This window comes from Streptomyces sp. NPDC002698 (assembly GCF_042888945.1).
GTDB lineage: Bacteria > Actinomycetota > Actinomycetes > Streptomycetales > Streptomycetaceae > Streptomyces.
On sequence record NZ_JBIAQM010000004.1, the window covers coordinates 211,636 to 229,388 of the forward strand.

The window sequence follows — 17,753 nt, forward strand, 5'->3', positions numbered from 1 at the left end:
CGGCGCAAGGGCCCCGCGAGGACGACGCTCGCGGACCGAGGACCCACGTGCCCACCATCGATGCTAGGCGGGGCATCCGGGCCGGGCATCTCGGTGGGACCGGGTGTCACTCGTCCTTGAAACCGATGAGGCGCTTCACCGCGCTCCGCAGCAGCTGATCGCCCGCTGTCAGGGGAAGCACCTCCCTGCGACAGCCGAACGACGGGTGGCCGTGAGCGCCGAGCCGTTCCTTGAAAACGCTGACGGAGGAGTCGGGGACGGAGTCGCCGAAGTGGTAGAAGCGGCAACCGGTCGCACAGGCGTCCTCGATGGCGAGCTTGTGCAGCAGCGTGGTGGCGCGAATCGGATGAGCCAGTTCTTTCACCATGCCACTCCGCCAGTACTTGGCGTGAGGCCCGTGGCGGAGCACCATGATGGCCGCCACGGGCTGGCCCTGGTACGAGGCCAGCCACACGGCGCAGGAATCCGCGAACGTCTCCGCGACGTTCTGGAACTTGCGCAGCGGGTCGATCCGATGCCTGCGCCAGTGAGCGAGCGCCGGCGGCTCGTTAGCCTGCTGCGCCCAACGGGCGACCGAGTGCTGGTAGAGCGCGTAGAAGACCGGCACCAGGCGCCCGGTGCGGTCGACCTCCACGTCGACCCCTGCCTTCTCGCCCTTGCGTACGGCGGTTCTGACCGGTCCTTTGAAGCGCCCCCAGACATCGTCGAAGCCGCCGTCGAGGTCCAGGACGTACGTCGTGTGGCGCGAGGTGGTGAAGCGGGGCGGCACCGACGACAGCCACACGGGGTCCGTGTCCGGCCCGAACCGCACGGACACGCGATTCGAGGGAAGCCGGGCCAGATCCTCGAAGACGGCGCGTACGTGCCGCGGGTCGGGCGCCTCGGCGGTGACAGGAGCTCCGATGCCCCACTCGGAGGGCCAGGCGTCCTGGGCGATCAGACGGCCGGGCCAGCCGCGTCGGCGGGCCAGCGGCACGACGATCCCACCGGAATTTCCGCATTCGTAAAAGCGGCTGGCGTCGTCATAGGAATCCGTCGCGCAAATGCAGTCCAGCCAGCCCGGGGTCTGGGTGATCAGTGCTTTGTCGCTGTTGTCGACCAAGCGCTGCCAATTGTCCCGGGGCGCCGGAGTCGTCACGTCGAGGAAATCCCGGCTCGACGAGGTTCGAGAGCCCGAAAAGCGCATGGCGTCAGTTCCTCACGCGTCGCGGACGTAGGCGTTCTGAACCTTCCCCCGTCAAGGGTGCTCTGCTGCTGACCAGGCCGCATCCCGGGGATGTTCGGGGACTGTCGACTCCGAGGAGCCAAATTGTGGATCAGTAGGGCAAAAGGTATTATTGACTCGATGTGGCAATGCGCTCGATGGGGCAATGCGAGTGCCCGAATATCGCCAGTCGACAGAGGTATCCGTGGACCAGTTGGCCGGAACTCAGACCTCCACGCGCATGGTGCGCGTCCATCAGCGATTCCCCTCGACTCGTTTGATGCGCGACGCTCGTCGTAAACTCGACGACGGTATCGATCTGCTCCGCCTCAAACTCGACGCGCTGCCCGACGGCGTCTACCAGCCGGTCCCGGGCGTACGCGTGCGCAGGGCCAAGCGGTCCGTCGGTACCGGGTCGCGATGGGCGGCGATGGAACCGGTTGTCGAGCGGCTCGGAGTCGGGAGCGCGCTGGACGTGGGCGCGAACGTCGGCTACTTCCCGATCATGCTCGCCCGGCGCGGAGTAGCCTCCGTCGCCCTGGAGTCGGATCCGAAATGTGTCCGGACGGCGACGACGGCCGTGCGGCGGAACCAGCTGGACAACGTGGCGGTGATGAGCCTCGAGTTCCGCCCCGACACGCTCGCTCTTCTGCCGGCGACCGACTGCACCCTCCTGCTGTCCCTCTGGCATCACCTGGTGCGGGAGCTGGGTTTCGACACCGCCACCGACCTGCTGCGAGGGCTCTGGGCCCGGACCGGCAAGGTGATGTTCTTCGACAGCGGCGAGGACGAGATGCCCGAGTCGTTCGGACTGCCGCGCATGGTGCCGACGCCTGATGTCTGGCTCACGGAGTACCTGCGGAAGAACTGCAGCGGCGGGCGGGTCGAACACCTCGGCCGGCACCGCGCCTTCGACGCCGACGGCCTCCCCACGGACCGGGCGTTCTTCGCCGTGATCCGGGAAACGCCGCATGAATAGGCGCTGTTGACCCTTTCGTTCAGGTGGGGCGCGGTCCTCGCCTCCCGTCGCGGGTCCGCCTCGCGTATCCGCCCGGAGCCGATGGCTTATGGTCGAGTTCGCTACGTATGCGAGGGTCACCGGCGTGGAGGACGAGGCGATGAACGAGGGGGAACGGCCGGCGCGCCGCGCCAGCGACCGTGGACACTACGGCCGGCTGAGCCGCGAACGGGTGCTCGCCACCGCGCTGGAACTGGTGGACCAGGAGGGCCTGTCGGCGCTCAGTATGCGGCGGCTCGGATCCGAACTCGGCGTTGAGGCCATGGCGCTCTACCGGTACGCGGCCGGCAAGGACGCACTCCTCGACGGGCTGGTGGAGGCGCTGTACCTCGAGTTGGAGGAGAAGCTGGGGGCCGTGCCGGAGGCCGCGGCCGAGGAGCCGGACTGGCGTGCCCGACTGCACCGGGCAGCACGGGCGACCTACGAGGTGTGTCTCGCCCACCCCCAGGCGGTTCCCCTGCTCGCCACGCGCATGCTGGCGGTTCCGCTGGCCCGACGGCCGGGCGCCGTGCTGCGGGAGCACGAGCGGGTGCTCGCCCTGCTGCGGGCGGCGGGGTTCGACCCGACCCGCACGGCGGCCGTCTTCCGTGCCTACTCCGCCTGGCTGCTCGGTTATGTGTCCGTCGAGCTGCAACCCATGGTCGACAACCCGGACGAATCCGATCCCGCCTTCCGGCTCGGTCTGCACCACCTGTCGCCGCGGGAGTTGCCGACCCTCCGGCAGATCGCGCCCTCGCTCGCCGACCGGGGTGGACCGGAGGGCCTGGCGGCAGGCCTCGACGCGCTGCTCGACCGCTTCATCCTCCCGGAGTAGGGGTGCCGTCCCGCCCGGTACTACGGCGAGGTGGGCGGATGCGGGGAGCGAAGCACGAGCAGGGTGATCTCGCTGGGGGCGAAGACGCGGAACGGCGGGCCCCAGAAGCCGGTGCCGCGGCTGGTGTAGAGGAGGGTCCGGGCGCCGTGGTGGCTGAGACCGGCGACGGAGGGCTGGTCGATGCGGACCAGGTGGTGGAAGGGCCAGATCTGGCCGCCGTGGGTGTGGCCGGAGAGCTGGAGGTCGATGCCTTCGGCTGCCGCCCGGCCGACGAACTTGGGCTGGTGCGCCAGGAGCAGGACGGGCAGGTCGGGGTCGGCGCCGTCCAGGGCTCCGGCGAGGTGGGCCCGGTGGCCCGCCAGGCCGGAGGACTCGGCGGTGACGTCGTCCACGCCGGCGACCACGAGGGTGTCGCCTCCGCGTTCGAGCAGCAGATGGCGGTTGCGCAGCGGCTCCCAGCCCAGCTCGTCCATCAGGTCGACCCAGCCCTGGGCCTCGCTGTAGTACTCGTGGTTGCCGGTGACGTAGACACGGGCCCGGGTGGCCCGCACCGTACCGAGCGGGGCGGCCTGGGCGCGGCGGCGTTCGGCCGTGCCGTCCGCGATGTCGCCGGTGTGGCAGACCAGGTCGGCTTCCAGGGTGTTCACCGTCTCGCACACCCGTGCCGACCAGCGGGCGCGGTCGAGCGGGCCGTAGTGGGTGTCGGTGATCAGGGCGACACGGAGGCCGTCCAACCCGGCACCCAGCCGCGGGAGTCGAACGTCGAGTCGGCGCACGCGCGGCACGCGGCGGGCCTCGGCGTACCCCCAGACGAGCAGGACGGCGGTTACGCCGAGGACGGCCCACGTGACGATTCGGGCCCGGTCCTGGCTCTCGCCGACGCCGGCCAGGGTCAGGGCGAGCCGCAAGAGGACGCCGAGCAGGACGGACCAGGTGAACAGAACCCAGCTGGCCCCCAGCAGGGTGTCACCGACGATCGCCGCCCGGTCCTGCTGACGCCGGCCGTGGCCGCGCGTCATCGCGAGCGGCATCCCGACGAGGCCGAGGGCGAACAGGGCGGTGCCGACCAGGGCGACGGGCAGCGACCAGTGCTGGCCGGTGTACAGGAGCACCCAGCAGGGCACGGTCCAGAGCAGGACGGGGGCGATCAGGGGGATGTAGCGCATCAGGCGGTGCAGTCGGCTCGGCCGCGGCGCTCGCGCTTCGCTGTCGGCGGGTCGGGTGTTGCTGGTGTCGGTCACGCTTCCCCTCCTTGACCAGGCTGCGTCTCGCGCACTGTATCCGGTCGTCCTCGGACTGCCCGGACGGGCGTTCACCGGACGGGCGTTCATGAGCGCGGCCCCAGGTGATCACAGCCGGGCAGGGCGTCCTGCGACGTCACGCGTGGGCGTCCTCGACAGCGACGCGGCGAACTGTCCGCAGGGTCGACCGGAGACTGTCCGGATCGGTCGAGCCCAGAGCGAGGCGGATCGCCTGGGGCGTGTGCGTCGAGGTGCTGAACGGCTCGGCTGTGGCCACCGAGATGTGCCGACGTGCGAGGGCGGCGGTCAGGCGGTCGGCGCGTGCGTCGTCGGGCAGCGGCAGCCAGGTGAAGTAGGACGAGGGGTGGCTGACGAGTGGCAGGCCTGCCAACTCCTGTCCGGCGATTGCCTGGCGGGCCTTGGCGTCGTCCCGTTTCTGCGCTTCCAGGCGGTCCACCGTGCCGTCGTCGAGCCAGCGGCAGGCGATGGCGGTGGTGAGGGCGGGGGTGTTCCAGGTGGTCGCCCTGATCGCGCGTTCGAGCGAGGGCACCGCGGACGGCGGGGCGGCGACGAAGCCGACCCGGAGGCCGGTGGCGACGCTCTTGGACAGGCCCGAGACGTAGACGGTGATGTCCGGCGCGGTTGTCGCCAGAGGCGGTGGCGGGTCCTCGACCAGGTAGGCGTAGGAGGCGTCTTCGATGATGAGCGCACCGTGCTGTCGGGCGATCTCGGCCAAGCGGGTTCTGTCGGTTGCCGGCATGACCCAGCCCAGCGGGTTGTGCAGGGTGGGCATGGTGTAGATCGCGCGCACCGGGCGGGTCGCGCACAGCTTCTCCAGGGCGTCAAGATCCGGCCCGCCCGGGGTCGCGGGGATGGGCGCCAGGTCGAGATGGAAGGCATGCGCGAGCACCTTGAAGCCCGGGTAGGTGAGTGCGTCGACCGCGACGACGTCGCCGGCGTTGAGCGTGGCCATGACGGTGACGGCCAGGCCGTGCTGCGCGCCGTTGGTGATGAGGATCCGATCCGCGTCCGTGGTGATGCCTCGACGCCTCAGGTGCCGTGCGATCGAGGCTCTGTCCTGGGGGCGCCCTCGATGCGGTTGGTAGTGCAGCAGCGTGTCGAGATCACCAGAGGTGGCCACCTCCCGCAGGGCCTGCCGGAGGAGATCGGCCTGCCCGGGCAGCGACGGGTAGTTGAAGTTGAGGTCGACCGCGTCCGTGGCGACGACCTGCTGATCGATGCCGTGACCGGCGGGAACCGCGATGTCACGCACGAACGTGCCGCGGCCTTGTTCCCGGCTGACCAGGCCCATCGTCTCCAGCTCGGCGTACACCCGGGTCGCGGTCACCACGGCGATGCCCTCACGGGCGGCGAGCCCACGGTGCGTCGGCAGCCGCACTCCCGCGGCGAGCCGCCCGGTCCGGATGTCGGATGCGAGCGCGTCGACCAGCGCTTTGTACCGCGGGGCTGCCATGCACCGAATTGTATGCATGACAATTCTTTGACTGTCCTGTTCGCGGGTCCTTACCGTCAGGACCACCCGCCGACCCGGAAGGACAGCCGCCGTGCCGCACATCGCCATCCTCACCTTCGAGGGCTACAACGAACTCGACTCCCTGATCGCGCTCGGTGTGCTCAACCGCGTCAAGACCGACGGCCGGCGCGTCACCATCGCCACCCCCAGCCCCAGGGTGACATCGATGAACGGGGTGGTCATCGAGCGGATGTCCACCCTTGAGGAGGCGTGCGCGGCTGACGCCGTCATCGTCGGGAGCGGTATCGCCACCCGCGAGGTCGTCGAAGACCCGGCGATCATGGACATCCTGCGCCGCCTGGACCCCTCGCGCCAGCTCATCGCGGCCCAGTGCTCCGGCGCGCTCGTGCTGGCCAAGCTCGGCCTGCTGGGCGACGTCCCCGCGTGCACCGACCTGATCACCAAGCCCTGGGTCGTCGCCGCCGGCGTCGAGGTCCTCGACCAGCCCTTCTACGCCAAGGGCAACATCGCCACCGCCGGCGGCTGCCTGGCCTCGCACTACCTCGCCGCCTGGATCATCGCCCGCCTCGACGGCCACGACGCCGCCGAAAGCGCGCTGCGCTACGTCGCCCCGGTCGGCGAGAAGGAGGAGTACGTCGAGCGCGCCTGGCGCAACATCACCCCCTACCTGCCCGCACCGGCAGTCGTCGCCCCGGCCTTCGTCGAGGTTCCTGGTGGCCGTGTCAACCCTCGCCCCGGAGCGGGCGCCTGACAGGTGAAGCACCTGTCAGGCGCCCTTCCTCCGTGCCTAGAAGAAGCCCAGCTTCTTCGGCGAGTAGCTCACCAGCAGATTCTTCGTCTGCTGGTAGTGCTCCAGCATCATCTTGTGGTTCTCGCGGCCGATGCCGGACTGCTTGTAGCCACCGAACGCGGCATGTGCCGGGTACGCGTGGTAGCAGTTCGTCCAGACGCGGCCGGCCTGGATGGAACGGCCCGCCCGGTAGGCGGTGTTGATGTCCCGCGTCCACACGCCGGCGCCGAGCCCGTACAGCGTGTCGTTCGCGATCTTGATGGCGTCGTCGAAGTCGTCGAACGACGTCACCGAGACGACCGGGCCGAAGATCTCCTCCTGGAAGATCCGCATCCGGTTGTCGCCCTCGAAGATCGTCGGCTGGACGTAGTAACCGCCCTTCAACTCGCCGTCGTGCTCGATGCGTTCACCGCCGGTGAGCACCTTGGCGCCCTCCTGGCGGCCGATGTCCAGGTAGGAGAGGATCTTCTCCAACTGGTCGTTGGACGCCTGGGCGCCGATCATCGTGTCCGTGTCGAGCGGGTTGCCGGGCTTGATGAGCTCGGTGCGGGCGACCGCCGCCTCCATGAACTCGCGGTAGTGGCCTCGCTGGACGAGGGCGCGCGAGGGGCAGGTGCAGACCTCGCCCTGGTTGAGCGCGAACATCGTGAAGCCTTCGAGCGCCTTGTCGCGGAAGTCGTCGTCCTGCGCCCACACGTCGTCGAAGAAGATGTTCGGTGACTTGCCGCCCAGCTCCAGCGTGACCGGCTTGATGTTCTCCGAGGCGTACTGCATGATCAGCCGCCCCGTGGTGGTCTCACCCGTGAACGCGACCTTCGCCACCCGCGGGCTGGAGGCCAGGGGCTTGCCCGCCTCCACGCCGAAGCCGTTGACGATGTTCACCACACCCGGCGGGATCAGGTCCGCGATCAGGCTCATCCAGTAGTGGATGGACGCCGGTGTCTGCTCGGCCGGCTTGATGACGACCGCGTTGCCGGCCGCGAGTGCCGGAGCGAGCTTCCACACCGCCATCAGAATGGGGAAGTTCCACGGGATGATCTGCGCGACCACGCCGAGCGGCTCGTGGAAGTGATACGCGACGGTGTCGTCGTCGACCTCGCCGAGCGAACCCTCCTGAGCGCGGATCGCCCCCGCGAAGTAGCGGAAGTGGTCGATGGCGAGCGGGATGTCCGCCGCCAGTGTCTCGCGGACCGGCTTGCCGTTCTCCCAGGTCTCCGCGACCGCCAGCTTCTCCAGGTTCGCCTCCATCCGGTCGGCGATCTTGAGCAGGATGTCGGCGCGCGCGGTCACGGAGGTGCGCCCCCACGCGGGCGCCGCCGCGTGGGCCGCGTCCAGTGCGCGTTCCACGTCCTCGGCCGTGCCTCGCGCGACCTCGGTGAACGGCTGCCCGTTCAACGGGCTCGGGTTCTCGAAGTACTGTCCGCGAGCCGGCGCCACGTACTCCCCGCCGATGAAGTGGTCGTACCGCGCCTGGTAGGAGACGATCGCGCCCTCGGTGCCGGGTGCCGCGTAACGGGTCATGCTGGTTGCCTCCCGGAGAAGCGCTGCCCGCCGTTGGGCAGCTCTCGCCCCGAGGCTAGAAACCCGGACGTTGCAAGGACGTTGCGCGGGCCGGGACCGGGGCCGGGGCCGGGGTCAGAACCAGAACCGGGGCCAGGACCGGGGCCGGGGCCCGGTCCCGGGATCTGCGACCGGACCCGGACCCGGACCCGGACCCGGGACTTGGCACCAGGCCCGGCACCGAGCTGCCCCCCGACTCGGACCCGGGACTTGGAATCAGGCCCGGCACTGAGCCGCCCCCGACTCGGACCCGGGACTTGGAGTCAGGCCGGACCTGGGACAGAGCCCGAACTCAAGCCCGGCTCCGGCGCCCTGGCTTCGGCCCTGGACCCGGTCTCGGACTTGGGCCCAGGCATGCCGCTCCGCCCCGCGAGTGGCCCGTCCCGCTCCGTCAGCGCGGTTGCGGTCGCGTCCGGCCGCCGCGCGCGGCGTGTGCCCATCCGGCCGGTGCGGCCTGCTCGGACTCCAGTTCCGCCACCCGCGCGTGTACGGCCGCTGCCGGGCGCAGCGCGGACAGCGCCCGCCAGACGTCGAGATCGTCCTCGCCCCAGGGCGCACGGGCCCAGTCGGCCAGCAGGTCGGGGTCCCGCCGGGCGATGATCGCCGTGCGCAGCCCGTCGGTGAGCCGTCGCCGCAACCGGATCACCGCCGGTGCCGTCGAGCCCGGCAGCAGTGGTCCGGCGTACACCGCCGCGGCCGCCGTCACCGAGCCGCTGCCGAGCCGCCGTTCCACCACCGCCACATCGGACTCGACCGGCCGGGTGAGCCGGTAGGGACGTGAGCCCAGCAGCCCGGGACCGAGGATTCTGCGCAGCCGCGCCAGCTCGGCCCGCAGAGTCACCGGCGTCACCGACTCGTCCTCGTAGAGCGCGCACTGCAACTCGTCGCCCGTCATGCCTTCCGGGTGCCGGGCCAGCAGCACCAGGATCTCGCTGTGCCTGCGGCTGAGCCTGATCTTCCGCCCGTCCGACACCAGTTGAGCCTCGTCGCGTCCCAGCGCGGTCAGTTCGAGGGAGTCGGCCAGGGCCTGCGGCGGTGCGAGCAGCGCCAGATGGGCCTCGGCGGCTCGCGCCACCGCCTGTACGAAGCCGAGGCTGTGCGGATGCGCGAGCCCGTCCCCGCCGGTGATGTCCACCGCGCCGAGCACCCGTCCGGTGCGGGGATCGTGGACAGGGGCCGCCGCGCAGGTCCAGGGTTGCACCCGCCGGAAGAAATGCTCGGCCGCGAACACCTGCACCGGCCGGTCGACGGCGACCGCCGTGCCCGGCGCGTTCGTTCCGACCGCCGACTCCGACCACCGCGCGCCCGGCACGAAGTTCATCCGTCCGGCCTGCCGTCGTGTTCCGGGGTGGCCCTCGACCCACAGGAGCCTGCCCTGCGCGTCGCATACGGCCAGCAGGTGCTCCCCGTCCGCCGCGAACGTCCCCATGAGCTCCCGGAACAGCGGCATCACCCGCGCGAGCGGATGCTCCGCCCGGTAGGAACCGAGTTCCCCGTCCGTGAGCTCCACCCTCGCGGTGCCCTCCGGAACGACGCCCGCCCGCGCCGAACGCCGCCACGACTCGGCGACCACGGCACGCACCGGCCGCGGCACCGTGCCGGCCTCGGTGAACGACTCGTACGCGCGGCGCATCAGCCGAACCCGCTCGGCGGGATCGGCGCCCGGTTCCAGGGCCACCCAAGGATCGGTCAACTCGGCCTCCCGGAAGGCGATGCGACTGGGTCCCATCGTCACTCCCGGTGCGGGCCTGGACAACCCGTGTGACGCTCCCCTTCCACCCGGTGCTTCGCGGCTCGTCCGTCCGGATCACCGCGAGGCCGCCCCTGGTCAGGCGAAGTTGACGAGCCTGATGTAGCGCGTCCAGTCCCAGTTCGGCCCGGGATCGGTGTGATCGGTGCCCGGCACCTCGTAGTGACCGAGGATGTGGGCGCGGTCCTTGGGGATCCCGTACTGGTCGCAGATCGTGGCGGTGAGTCTGGCCGACTCCTCGTAGAGCGCGTTGGTGAAGTAGGCGGGCCGGTCCACCCAGCCCTCGTGCTCGATACCGATGCTTCTGGTGTTGTAGTCCCAGTTGCCCGCGTGCCAGGCGACGTCGCGCTCTCTCACGCACTGGGTGACATGGCCGTCGGCCGAGCGTACGAGATAGTGCGCGGACACCTTCTTCTGCGGATTCTGGAAGATGGACAGGGTCGTGGCATACGTGGCCTGGGTGACGTGGATGACCACATAGTCGAGTTCGTAGCTGTAGGGGCGGTCCGACTCCGTGTAGTTGGAGCTGGTCGCCGGATTCCAGTCGGCGCCCGGATAGTCGACGGCCGCCGGCTGCGCGGCCGCCTTGGCATCGGGTAGCAACGCGTAGGGGAGGGCCGCGAGGGCCGCGCCCTTGAGCAGCCGCCGCCGGCTCGGGAACGGCCGTGCTCGTTCCATGGAGAGTTGGCCTTTCGTCGGTGGGGGGTCGGGGCCGTGAATCCGCGGCCCGGAGTCGGGCGGGTCGGCGCGGATACCGGACGCGGCGGAGTGCCGGTTCAGGTTCCGGACCGCGTGGACCGCGCGATCAGTGCCGGAGTGCCGCGGCTGTCTCCCGCAGCCGGGCGTGCAGTCCGCGATGGGTCTCACGCGCGGGCAGCCATTCCTTGCGGAGCTTGGCGACGCACGTGTAGTTGGTGTCGCAGACGTTCGCGAGGGGAGACTCGACCGTCTGTGTCGCGAACTGGTACGCGTCCAGCTCGCTGAACCCGTAGTCGCGCACCAGCCACTGCACGAGGTCGAGCTGGGATATCCGGAAGGCGTCCTCCAGCGGGCGTGCCGAGCCGGTCGAGACGATGTGGGTGTCGGACTCGATCCGCGGCCAGGGGGTGGCGATTCCCTTGAGGAGCTCGACGATCACCACCGTGTTCATCGCGCATTCGACCGCGACTCCACAGGTCTCGCCCTCCCCCTGGCGCGCGTGCCCGTCGCCCAGGCTGAGCAGGGCGCCTTCGACGTTCACCCCGAGGTAGCAGGTCACTCCGGCCCGCATCTCCGGCGTGTCCATGTTTCCCCCGTGCGCGTCGGGCACCAGGGCGGAGCGCACCTCCAGGTTCGCGGGCGCCACGCCCACGGTGCCGTGCATCGGATCCATCGGCAGTTCGACCTGGATGTCGCTGTCCCGCGCGCTGAACAGCGCGGTCCGCCGCTCCCGGTCGAGCTGCCAGATCCACACGGTCTCCGGCAGCGGTGGCTGGAGGGACGCGGTGGTGTGCGTGGAGGTCAGGGCGCCGAAGAGCGGGACCGTCGTCGACGCCGCCCAGTCACGGGCCGGCTCGATCGAGACGAAGTGGACCGCGACCGTGTCACCGGGCTCCGCTCCCTCGACATGGAAGGGACCCGTCTGCGGATTCAGGAACGGGAACTCGCACACCTCGGAGACCAAGTCCTTCTCGGAACGCACCCGTCCCGCGAAGCAGTCCTCGGTGTAGAGATCGAGGACCGTGCCCGGTGCGATGCGTGCCACGGGAGGTGCCCCGCCGAACGTCCAGGCGAACTCGTCCGGCGTGGGGCGCACGGTCAGGATCCGGGGGTCGCTCATGACTGCACAACTCCGCTCTGCGAAGGGGCGGGGGTCGAGGTCTCGTCGAGGTGGACACGGGCGGTCTCGGCTATGCGCCCGGGGTGGCGGCGCAGCAGGAAGATCAATATCACGACACCGGCCGACATCCAGACACCCACGACCGGTCCGGCGTACGACACGGGCGGGGTCAGCTCGGTCACGAAGTCGAAGACCGGCAGACCCGCGGCCGTCAGCAGGGCGGGAACGAAGGCGATGATGCCGAGCAGCGGGAACACCAGGTGCCGCACCGGCTTGAGCAACTCGCGTCTGCGGCGCAGGAAGTAGCCCGCACAGGCGAGATCGACCACGATGTACACGCCGATCACCACGGTGACGATCACGGTCGCGAGGAGCAGGAACGCGGTCACGGGGTCGTACGCGAGGCCGAGACCCAGCATCGCCGCCACGGTCACGGCGGTCTGTACGGCCACCCCGGCCGCGGGGGAGCGGTGTCTGGGGTGCACGCGCGCGAAGAGCGCGGGAAAGACCCGGATCCGAGCCAAGGCGAAGGCCGTTCGCGTGGAGACGGTGGCACACGCGTTGGCGTTGGCGATCGTCGAGTTGACCACAGCGAGGAACACGAGCACCCAGAACAGCCCGAACGAGGCGCGGGCGACTCCTTCCCAGGAGGCGGCACCGGAGGCCCCGAATCCCGCGAGCCGGTCGGGACCGAAGTACACCGACATGGCGTACGTCGTCAGGACGTAGACGAGACCTATGGCGAGCGCCGCGCCGAGGACGGCCCGGTGCATCGTGCGGCGCGGGTCCTTGGTCTCCTCCGCGAGCGGGGCCGCCGCCTCGAACCCGGCGAAGGCCAGCACGGTGTACACCGATCCCGCGAACACGCCGCTGATTCCGTCGTAGCCCGTGGCGGTGTGGGACGTGCCGAACACCGACAGCGTGTTGTCACCGCCGGCCTTGGCGATCAGCCACACCGCGAAGACGAGGAAGACCAGCACCTCGAAGACGCCGAGGACGGTACCGAAGCGGGCCGAGGCGCGCACGCCCCAGTAGCCCGCGAGCGCGATGACCGCCGCGCCCGCGAGCGACCAGGGCCACCAGAGGTCGCCCGGGTACGAGGACCATTCCTGGTGCAGTGTGCCCGCGGTGGTGAACCCGAGCTGGAGAAGGAGCAACGGCGGCACCAGGGCCTCGACGAACACATAGCCCCAGCCCACGAGGAATCCCGCGGACGGGTGCAGCCCCTGCGCGGTGTAGGTGGCCACCGACCCCGCGGCGGGCATCTCCCGCGCCAGTTCGGCCACGCACGACGCGGTGAACAGACAGGCCACCAGGGCGATCAGCACGGACAGCGGCAGACTGCCGCCCGCGAACGCGGCTCCCGACGGGATGGACGCGGCGACGGCCGCGGCCGGCGCCATCGCCGTGACGCTCTGGAACAGGACCTCGCGCAGGCCGATCGCCTCACGCCGCAGACCCGGAACTGCCTCCTCCGACATCTGACCCCCCGATCCGACCGGAACACAGCCCCCGGCAGGACGGCTGCGCCTCGCGTGAATTACGGTACGGCGCTTGCCGGTTGGGCAGGAAGAGGCGGGCGCGAGTCCGTGGACGGCCCGCGGATTGTGGACAACACGATCACCCGCAAGGGGGAACGGCCCCGGCCGGTGTTCCGTGTCCATCCGGCCGTTCCGGACAACGCCTCTCCGGCGTCCCGTGCACGGTCGGCCGACGTGCCGCTTGCGACTGGTAGGGGTTCTCCGACGACCGGCCGGGGTCCCGACCGCGACCGGCCGGGGTCCCGACCGCGACCGGCCGGGGTCCCGACCGCGACCGGCCGGTGTTCCGCCTACGACCGGCCCGCCACCGCCGCCGGGTCGTCGAGCACCGCGCGCACCACCGAGTGCGCCGCACCGAGCAGCGGCCCCTCGGATCCCAGACGGGATACGGACACGGGGCAGGCGGGACCCGCCGTACGCCGCGTCAACTCGTCCTCCAGCGAAGGAAGCAGCCAGGGCGCGAGCCCGGCCAGGGCCCCGCCCAGCACGACCGTCTCCGGGTCCAGCAGGTTGACCGCCCCGGTCAGAGCGATGCCGAGCGCGGTGCCGGCGTCGCGCAGGGCACGGCGCACGTCCGGATCGCCGTCGGCCGCACGCCGGGACAGCAGCCCGACCCGGTCCTCGCCGGGTTCGAGACCGGCGGCACGCAGAACGGCCTCCTCGCCCGCGTACTGTTCGAGGCAGCCGCGGCCGCCGCACGGGCACTCCGGTCCCTCCGGACGCACCGGAACGTGCCCCAACTCGCCCGCGAAACCACGGGTCCCGCGCAGGAGCTGCCCGTCCACGAGCACCGCGGCACCGATGCCGATCTCGGCGGACACGTGCAGGAAGTCACGCGGGGCCGTGTCGCCGAGCCAGAGTTCCGCGAGGCCGCCGAAGTTCGCTTCGTTGTCCACGGTCAAGGGCCACTCGGCGGGCAGCAGCTCACCGAGGTCCGTGTCGTGCCACCCGAGGTTCGGGGCTTGGACCACCGTCCGGGCGTCACGGGCGACGAGCCCGGGGACGGCGACGGCGAGGCCGGCGGGCCACAGCCCTTCCCGGTCGGCCTCGGTGACGACCTGCCGTACCAGCGCCGTCAGTTCCTGGATCACCGGCCCGGCAGGCCTTCCGCGGTTCGTGCCGTGCCGTACGGCACGGGCCCGCACGGCGCCCCGGAGATCGACCGCGCACACCGCGAGATGGTCGACGCCCACCTCTGCGCCGATCCCGGCGGGACCGTGCCCGCTGACGGCGAGCGCCGAGCCCGGACGTCCCACTCTGCCCGGCCGCTCGGGCCCCAGTTCTTCGAGGAGCCCTGTGCGGATCAGTTCGTCCACCAGAGTGGATATGGCAGCCCGGGTCAGACCGATGTGGGAGGCGACGGCGGCACGCGACAGCGGTCCCTCGTCGCTGACGGTGTGCATGACGCGCGAGAGGTTGCGGCGGCGCATGCCCTGCTGGGTGTCGGGCAGTCGTCGGCCGGAACCGGTCGGATGGGGCTCGTGCAGCGGTGCGGTCATGCTTCCGTCGATCCTCGTCCGGCCGTCCCGTCGGCCTGTCTCGGTGCGGGTTCCCACCGGGTGGTCCCGCGTCGGGCGGGGCCACCGGGCCGCCCCGGGCCGGTACCGCTCACGCGCGAGGGGACGCCACTCGCGAGAGCCGGTCACGCCGGGGCGGCGCGCCTGGTCCTGGTCAGTTCCTGTTCGGCTCCCGTTCGAGCAGTGGGGCCGCGTCGGAGAGTACCCCGGTGATCCGCGCCAGCGTCTTCTCGTCCCGTTCCACGGCGGCGAGCACCGGCCCCCGGGCGGTGTCCCAGCGCCGGGCCACCGCCGCCGGGTCCTCGCCCGTCAGCAGACCGGCCGCCTGCGCGGCGGCGCCGAGTGCGACCAGTTCCCTGGCCTCGGGCACCTGCACGGGCCGACCCGAGAGCCGGCGTACGGTCTGCTGCCAGGCCTTGCCCCGCGCCCCTCCGCCGATCAGGAGCAAGGGCGCCGAACGGTCGGCGTCCGCGTCCAGTACCAGGTCGAGGGCGCCCAGCAGGGAGTGCACGGCGCCGTCGTACGCGGCTTGGAGCAGCTGCCCACCCGTCGTGTCGTGCCTGAGCCCGTGCAGCAGCCCCGAGGAGTGCGGCAGGTTCGGTGTGCGCTCGCCGTCCAGGAACGGGAGAAACGTCACCGAGGAGCCGGGCTCGACGGCCTCGCGGTCGAGGCCGAGCAGCGCGGCGAACCGGTCGACGGCCAGCGTGCAGTTCAGCGTGCAGGCCAGCGGGAGCCAGTCGCCGCGCGCGTCCGCGAACCCGGCCACCGTGCCGGTCGGGTCGGCCGGGCGGTGTGTCGAGACGGCGTACACGGTCCCCGAAGTACCGAGGCTGACCACCGGGGTGCCGGGGCGCAGCCCGAGGCCGAGTGCGGCGGCCGCGTTGTCCCCGGTTCCGGCCGCGACCAGGGTGCCCTTGGAGAACGGCAGTTCTCCAAGGGCGTGCACTGTCCCGGCCACCTCGCCCGGCCGGACGACGCGGGGGAGCAGGGCGGGGTCGAGCCCGATGTGGGCGAGGACCTCCTCGTCGTACGCCTCGTTCCCGGAGGCCCACCACCCGGTGCCCGAGGCGTCCCCGCGGTCGGTCGTGGCCTGTCCGGTGAGCCGTTCGGTGAGGTAGTCGTGGGGCAGCCGCACCGCTGCCGTCGCCCGGACGGCGTCGGGCTCGTGCTCGGCCAGCCAGGCCCACTTCGTGGCCGTGAAGGACGCGGCCGGCACGCTGCCGGTCCGCTCGGCCCAGGATTTCGGGCCGCCGAGGTCTTCGACCAGCCGACGGGCTTGGGGCGCCGAGCGCACGTCGTTCCACAGCAGGGCGGGGCGTACGGGCTCGCCCCGGGCGTCGAGCGTCACGAGCCCGTGCTGCTGCCCGCCGATCGACACGGCCGCCGCTTCACGGGCGGCGTCACCGCACTGGCGCAGCGCTTCGCAGAGCGCGTCCCACCACTGGCGGGGGTCGCTCTCGCGGCCCGCCCCGGTGGAGACGGTGTGCGGCGCCTGGCCGCTCGCCACCACCTGTCCGGTCGACGCGTCGACGACCAGGACCTTGGTGGACTGGGTGGACGAGTCCACCCCGATGACGAGCGGACCCTCGGCTGCTGACATCGGACTCTCCCTCTTCCGCGGCTCCGCGGGATCTGTGCTGGTCATGGGATCTCTGCTGGTCACAGGGGTGTCCGGACCCGCCACGGCCCGGATCCCGCGGTTCGTCCCCGGACCGATGTGACCAGGTTTCCTACTTCGTCTCTTCCCAGAGATGCGTCCGCATACTAATTTGTAAACTGCCATGACGAAATAGTCGGAGCTAGCAAGGAGCCGCGGCATGAACTACCAGCCCACCCCCGATGACAGGTTCACCTTCGGCCTGTGGACCGTCGGCTGGCAGGGAAGGGACCCGTTCGGCGACGCCACCCGGCGCGCCCTGGACCCGGTCGAGTCCGTACAGCGACTGGCCGAGCTCGGCGCCTACGGAGTGACCTTCCACGACGACGACCTGATCCCCTTCGGATCCTCGGACAGCGAGCGCGAGTCGCACATCAAGCGGTTCAGGCAGACCCTGGACGCCACCGGCCTCAAGGTGCCGATGGCCACCACCAATCTGTTCACGCACCCCGTCTTCAAGGACGGCGCGTTCACCTCGAACGACCGTGACGTGCGCCGCTACGCGCTGCGCAAGACCGTCCGCAACATCGACCTGGCGGTCGAGCTCGGCGCCGAGACGTACGTCGCCTGGGGCGGCCGCGAGGGAGCCGAGTCCGGCGCGGCCAAGGACGTACGGGTCGCCCTCGACCGCATGAAGGAGGCCTTCGACCTCCTCGGTGAGTACGTGACCTCGCAGGGCTACGACCTGAAGTTCGCGATCGAGCCCAAGCCGAACGAGCCCCGCGGCGACATCCTGCTCCCCACCGTCGGCCACGCCCTCGCCTTCATCGAGCGCCTGGAGCGTCCGGAGCTGTACGGCGTCAACCCCGAGGTCGGCCACGAGCAGATGGCCGGACTGAACTTCCCGCACGGCATCGCGCAGGCGCTGTGGGCGGGCAAGCTGTTCCACATCGACCTCAACGGTCAGTCGGGCATCAAGTACGACCAGGACCTGCGGTTCGGCGCGGGCGATCTGCGGTCCGCCTTCTGGCTGGTCGACCTCCTGGAGACCGCCGGTTACGCGGGCCCGAAGCACTTCGACTTCAAGCCGCCGCGGACCGAGGACTTCGACGGCGTGTGGGCGTCGGCCGCGGGCTGCATGCGCAACTACCTGATCCTGCGCGAGCGCGCGGCGGCGTTCCGTGCCGACCCCGAGGTCCAGGCGGCGCTGCGCGCCTCGCGTCTGCACGAGCTGGCGCAGCCGACCGCCGAGGACGGCCTCGCGGGGCTGCTCGCCGACCGTGCCGCGTTCGAGGACTTCGACGTCGAGGCCGCGGCCGCGCGGGGCATGGCCTTCGAGCAGCTGGACCAGCTGGCGATGGACCACCTCCTGGGCGCGCGCGGCTGACCGGACCGCTCCCGTCGGGC

At 71.1% G+C, this 17,753-nt stretch carries 14 protein-coding genes; 4 read left to right on the forward strand and 10 right to left on the reverse strand.

Features of this window, described 5'->3' with window-relative positions; genetic code table 11:
- Positions 1-106 precede the first annotated feature (106 nt).
- Positions 107-1,102 (reverse strand): GNAT family N-acetyltransferase, encoded by a 996-nt coding sequence (locus tag ACFYW9_RS08085; protein WP_389146270.1) that lies wholly within the window; start codon positions 1,100-1,102, stop codon positions 107-109.
- A 382-nt stretch (positions 1,103-1,484) separates the two neighbouring features.
- On the opposite strand from ACFYW9_RS08085, the gene ACFYW9_RS08090 reads away from it, so the two are divergent.
- Both ACFYW9_RS08090 and ACFYW9_RS08095 read left to right on the forward strand, forming a co-directional pair.
- Entirely contained in the window at positions 1,485-2,183 is a 699-nt protein-coding gene (locus tag ACFYW9_RS08090; RefSeq protein ID WP_389146273.1) for a hypothetical protein, read from the forward strand.
- A gap of 139 nt (positions 2,184-2,322) precedes the next feature.
- Positions 2,323-3,036: a TetR/AcrR family transcriptional regulator gene (locus ACFYW9_RS08095; RefSeq protein ID WP_389146734.1), complete on the forward strand. Its 714-nt coding sequence runs from the start codon at positions 2,323-2,325 to the stop codon at positions 3,034-3,036.
- 20 nt (positions 3,037-3,056) lie between these two features.
- Here the strand turns inward: ACFYW9_RS08095 and ACFYW9_RS08100 are convergent, their stop codons facing one another.
- Both ACFYW9_RS08100 and ACFYW9_RS08105 read right to left on the reverse strand, forming a co-directional pair.
- Complete coding sequence (locus ACFYW9_RS08100; protein WP_389146275.1) at positions 3,057-4,277, reverse strand: metallophosphoesterase; 1,221 nt, start codon at positions 4,275-4,277, stop codon at positions 3,057-3,059.
- A gap of 136 nt (positions 4,278-4,413) precedes the next feature.
- A complete protein-coding gene (locus ACFYW9_RS08105; RefSeq protein ID WP_389146277.1) occupies positions 4,414-5,751 on the reverse strand; it encodes a PLP-dependent aminotransferase family protein in 1,338 nt (445 codons plus the stop codon).
- Between the two features lie 91 nt (positions 5,752-5,842).
- Between ACFYW9_RS08105 and ACFYW9_RS08110 the strand changes: the two genes are divergently transcribed.
- On the forward strand, positions 5,843-6,523 hold the full coding sequence (locus ACFYW9_RS08110; protein ID WP_389146280.1) for a DJ-1/PfpI family protein: 681 nt from the start codon (positions 5,843-5,845) through the stop codon (positions 6,521-6,523).
- Between the two features lie 36 nt (positions 6,524-6,559).
- Here ACFYW9_RS08110 and adh read toward each other — a convergent pair whose 3' ends face one another.
- From adh to xylB, 7 genes are all read right to left on the reverse strand, one after another.
- Complete coding sequence (gene adh / locus ACFYW9_RS08115) at positions 6,560-8,083, reverse strand: aldehyde dehydrogenase (protein ID WP_351862639.1); 1,524 nt, start codon at positions 8,081-8,083, stop codon at positions 6,560-6,562.
- A gap of 430 nt (positions 8,084-8,513) precedes the next feature.
- Entirely contained in the window at positions 8,514-9,851 is a 1,338-nt protein-coding gene (locus ACFYW9_RS08120; RefSeq protein ID WP_389146285.1) for a GAF domain-containing protein, read from the reverse strand.
- Between the two features lie 99 nt (positions 9,852-9,950).
- Complete coding sequence (locus tag ACFYW9_RS08125) at positions 9,951-10,550, reverse strand: N-acetylmuramoyl-L-alanine amidase (protein ID WP_389146288.1); 600 nt, start codon at positions 10,548-10,550, stop codon at positions 9,951-9,953.
- A 127-nt stretch (positions 10,551-10,677) separates the two neighbouring features.
- Positions 10,678-11,691 carry an acetamidase/formamidase family protein gene (locus ACFYW9_RS08130; RefSeq protein ID WP_351862642.1) on the reverse strand — a complete coding sequence of 338 codons (1,014 nt, stop codon included), beginning with the start codon at positions 11,689-11,691 and terminating at the stop codon, positions 10,678-10,680.
- A complete protein-coding gene (locus ACFYW9_RS08135; RefSeq protein ID WP_389146293.1) occupies positions 11,688-13,172 on the reverse strand; it encodes an APC family permease in 1,485 nt (494 codons plus the stop codon). Before ACFYW9_RS08135 ends, ACFYW9_RS08130 begins: the two co-directional genes overlap by 4 nt.
- 350 nt (positions 13,173-13,522) lie before the next feature.
- Complete coding sequence (locus ACFYW9_RS08140) at positions 13,523-14,731, reverse strand: ROK family protein (RefSeq protein WP_389146296.1); 1,209 nt, start codon at positions 14,729-14,731, stop codon at positions 13,523-13,525.
- Between the two features lie 172 nt (positions 14,732-14,903).
- Entirely contained in the window at positions 14,904-16,349 is a 1,446-nt protein-coding gene (gene xylB / locus ACFYW9_RS08145; RefSeq protein WP_389146299.1) for a xylulokinase, read from the reverse strand.
- Positions 16,350-16,566: 217 nt separating this feature from the next.
- On the opposite strand from xylB, the gene xylA reads away from it, so the two are divergent.
- A complete protein-coding gene (gene xylA, locus ACFYW9_RS08150) occupies positions 16,567-17,733 on the forward strand; it encodes a xylose isomerase (protein ID WP_351862646.1) in 1,167 nt (388 codons plus the stop codon).
- Positions 17,734-17,753 lie beyond the last annotated feature (20 nt).

Excerpts from the sequence above, each read along its gene's own strand:
- ACFYW9_RS08090 (WP_389146273.1), top strand. The coding sequence starts at position 1,485 with ATGCGCGACGCTCGTCGTAAACTCGACGACGGTATCGATCTGCTCCGC.
- ACFYW9_RS08095 (WP_389146734.1), top strand. The coding sequence starts at position 2,323 with ATGAACGAGGGGGAACGGCCGGCGCGCCGCGCCAGCGACCGTGGACAC.
- ACFYW9_RS08105 (WP_389146277.1), bottom strand. The coding sequence starts at position 5,751 with ATGGCAGCCCCGCGGTACAAAGCGCTGGTCGACGCGCTCGCATCCGAC.
- adh (WP_351862639.1), bottom strand. The coding sequence starts at position 8,083 with ATGACCCGTTACGCGGCACCCGGCACCGAGGGCGCGATCGTCTCCTAC.
- ACFYW9_RS08120 (WP_389146285.1), bottom strand. The coding sequence starts at position 9,851 with ATGGGACCCAGTCGCATCGCCTTCCGGGAGGCCGAGTTGACCGATCCT.
- ACFYW9_RS08125 (WP_389146288.1), bottom strand. The coding sequence starts at position 10,550 with ATGGAACGAGCACGGCCGTTCCCGAGCCGGCGGCGGCTGCTCAAGGGC.
- ACFYW9_RS08130 (WP_351862642.1), bottom strand. The coding sequence starts at position 11,691 with ATGAGCGACCCCCGGATCCTGACCGTGCGCCCCACGCCGGACGAGTTC.
- ACFYW9_RS08135 (WP_389146293.1), bottom strand. The coding sequence starts at position 13,172 with ATGTCGGAGGAGGCAGTTCCGGGTCTGCGGCGTGAGGCGATCGGCCTG.
- ACFYW9_RS08140 (WP_389146296.1), bottom strand. The coding sequence starts at position 14,731 with ATGACCGCACCGCTGCACGAGCCCCATCCGACCGGTTCCGGCCGACGA.
- xylB (WP_389146299.1), bottom strand. The coding sequence starts at position 16,349 with ATGTCAGCAGCCGAGGGTCCGCTCGTCATCGGGGTGGACTCGTCCACC.
- xylA (WP_351862646.1), top strand. The coding sequence starts at position 16,567 with ATGAACTACCAGCCCACCCCCGATGACAGGTTCACCTTCGGCCTGTGG.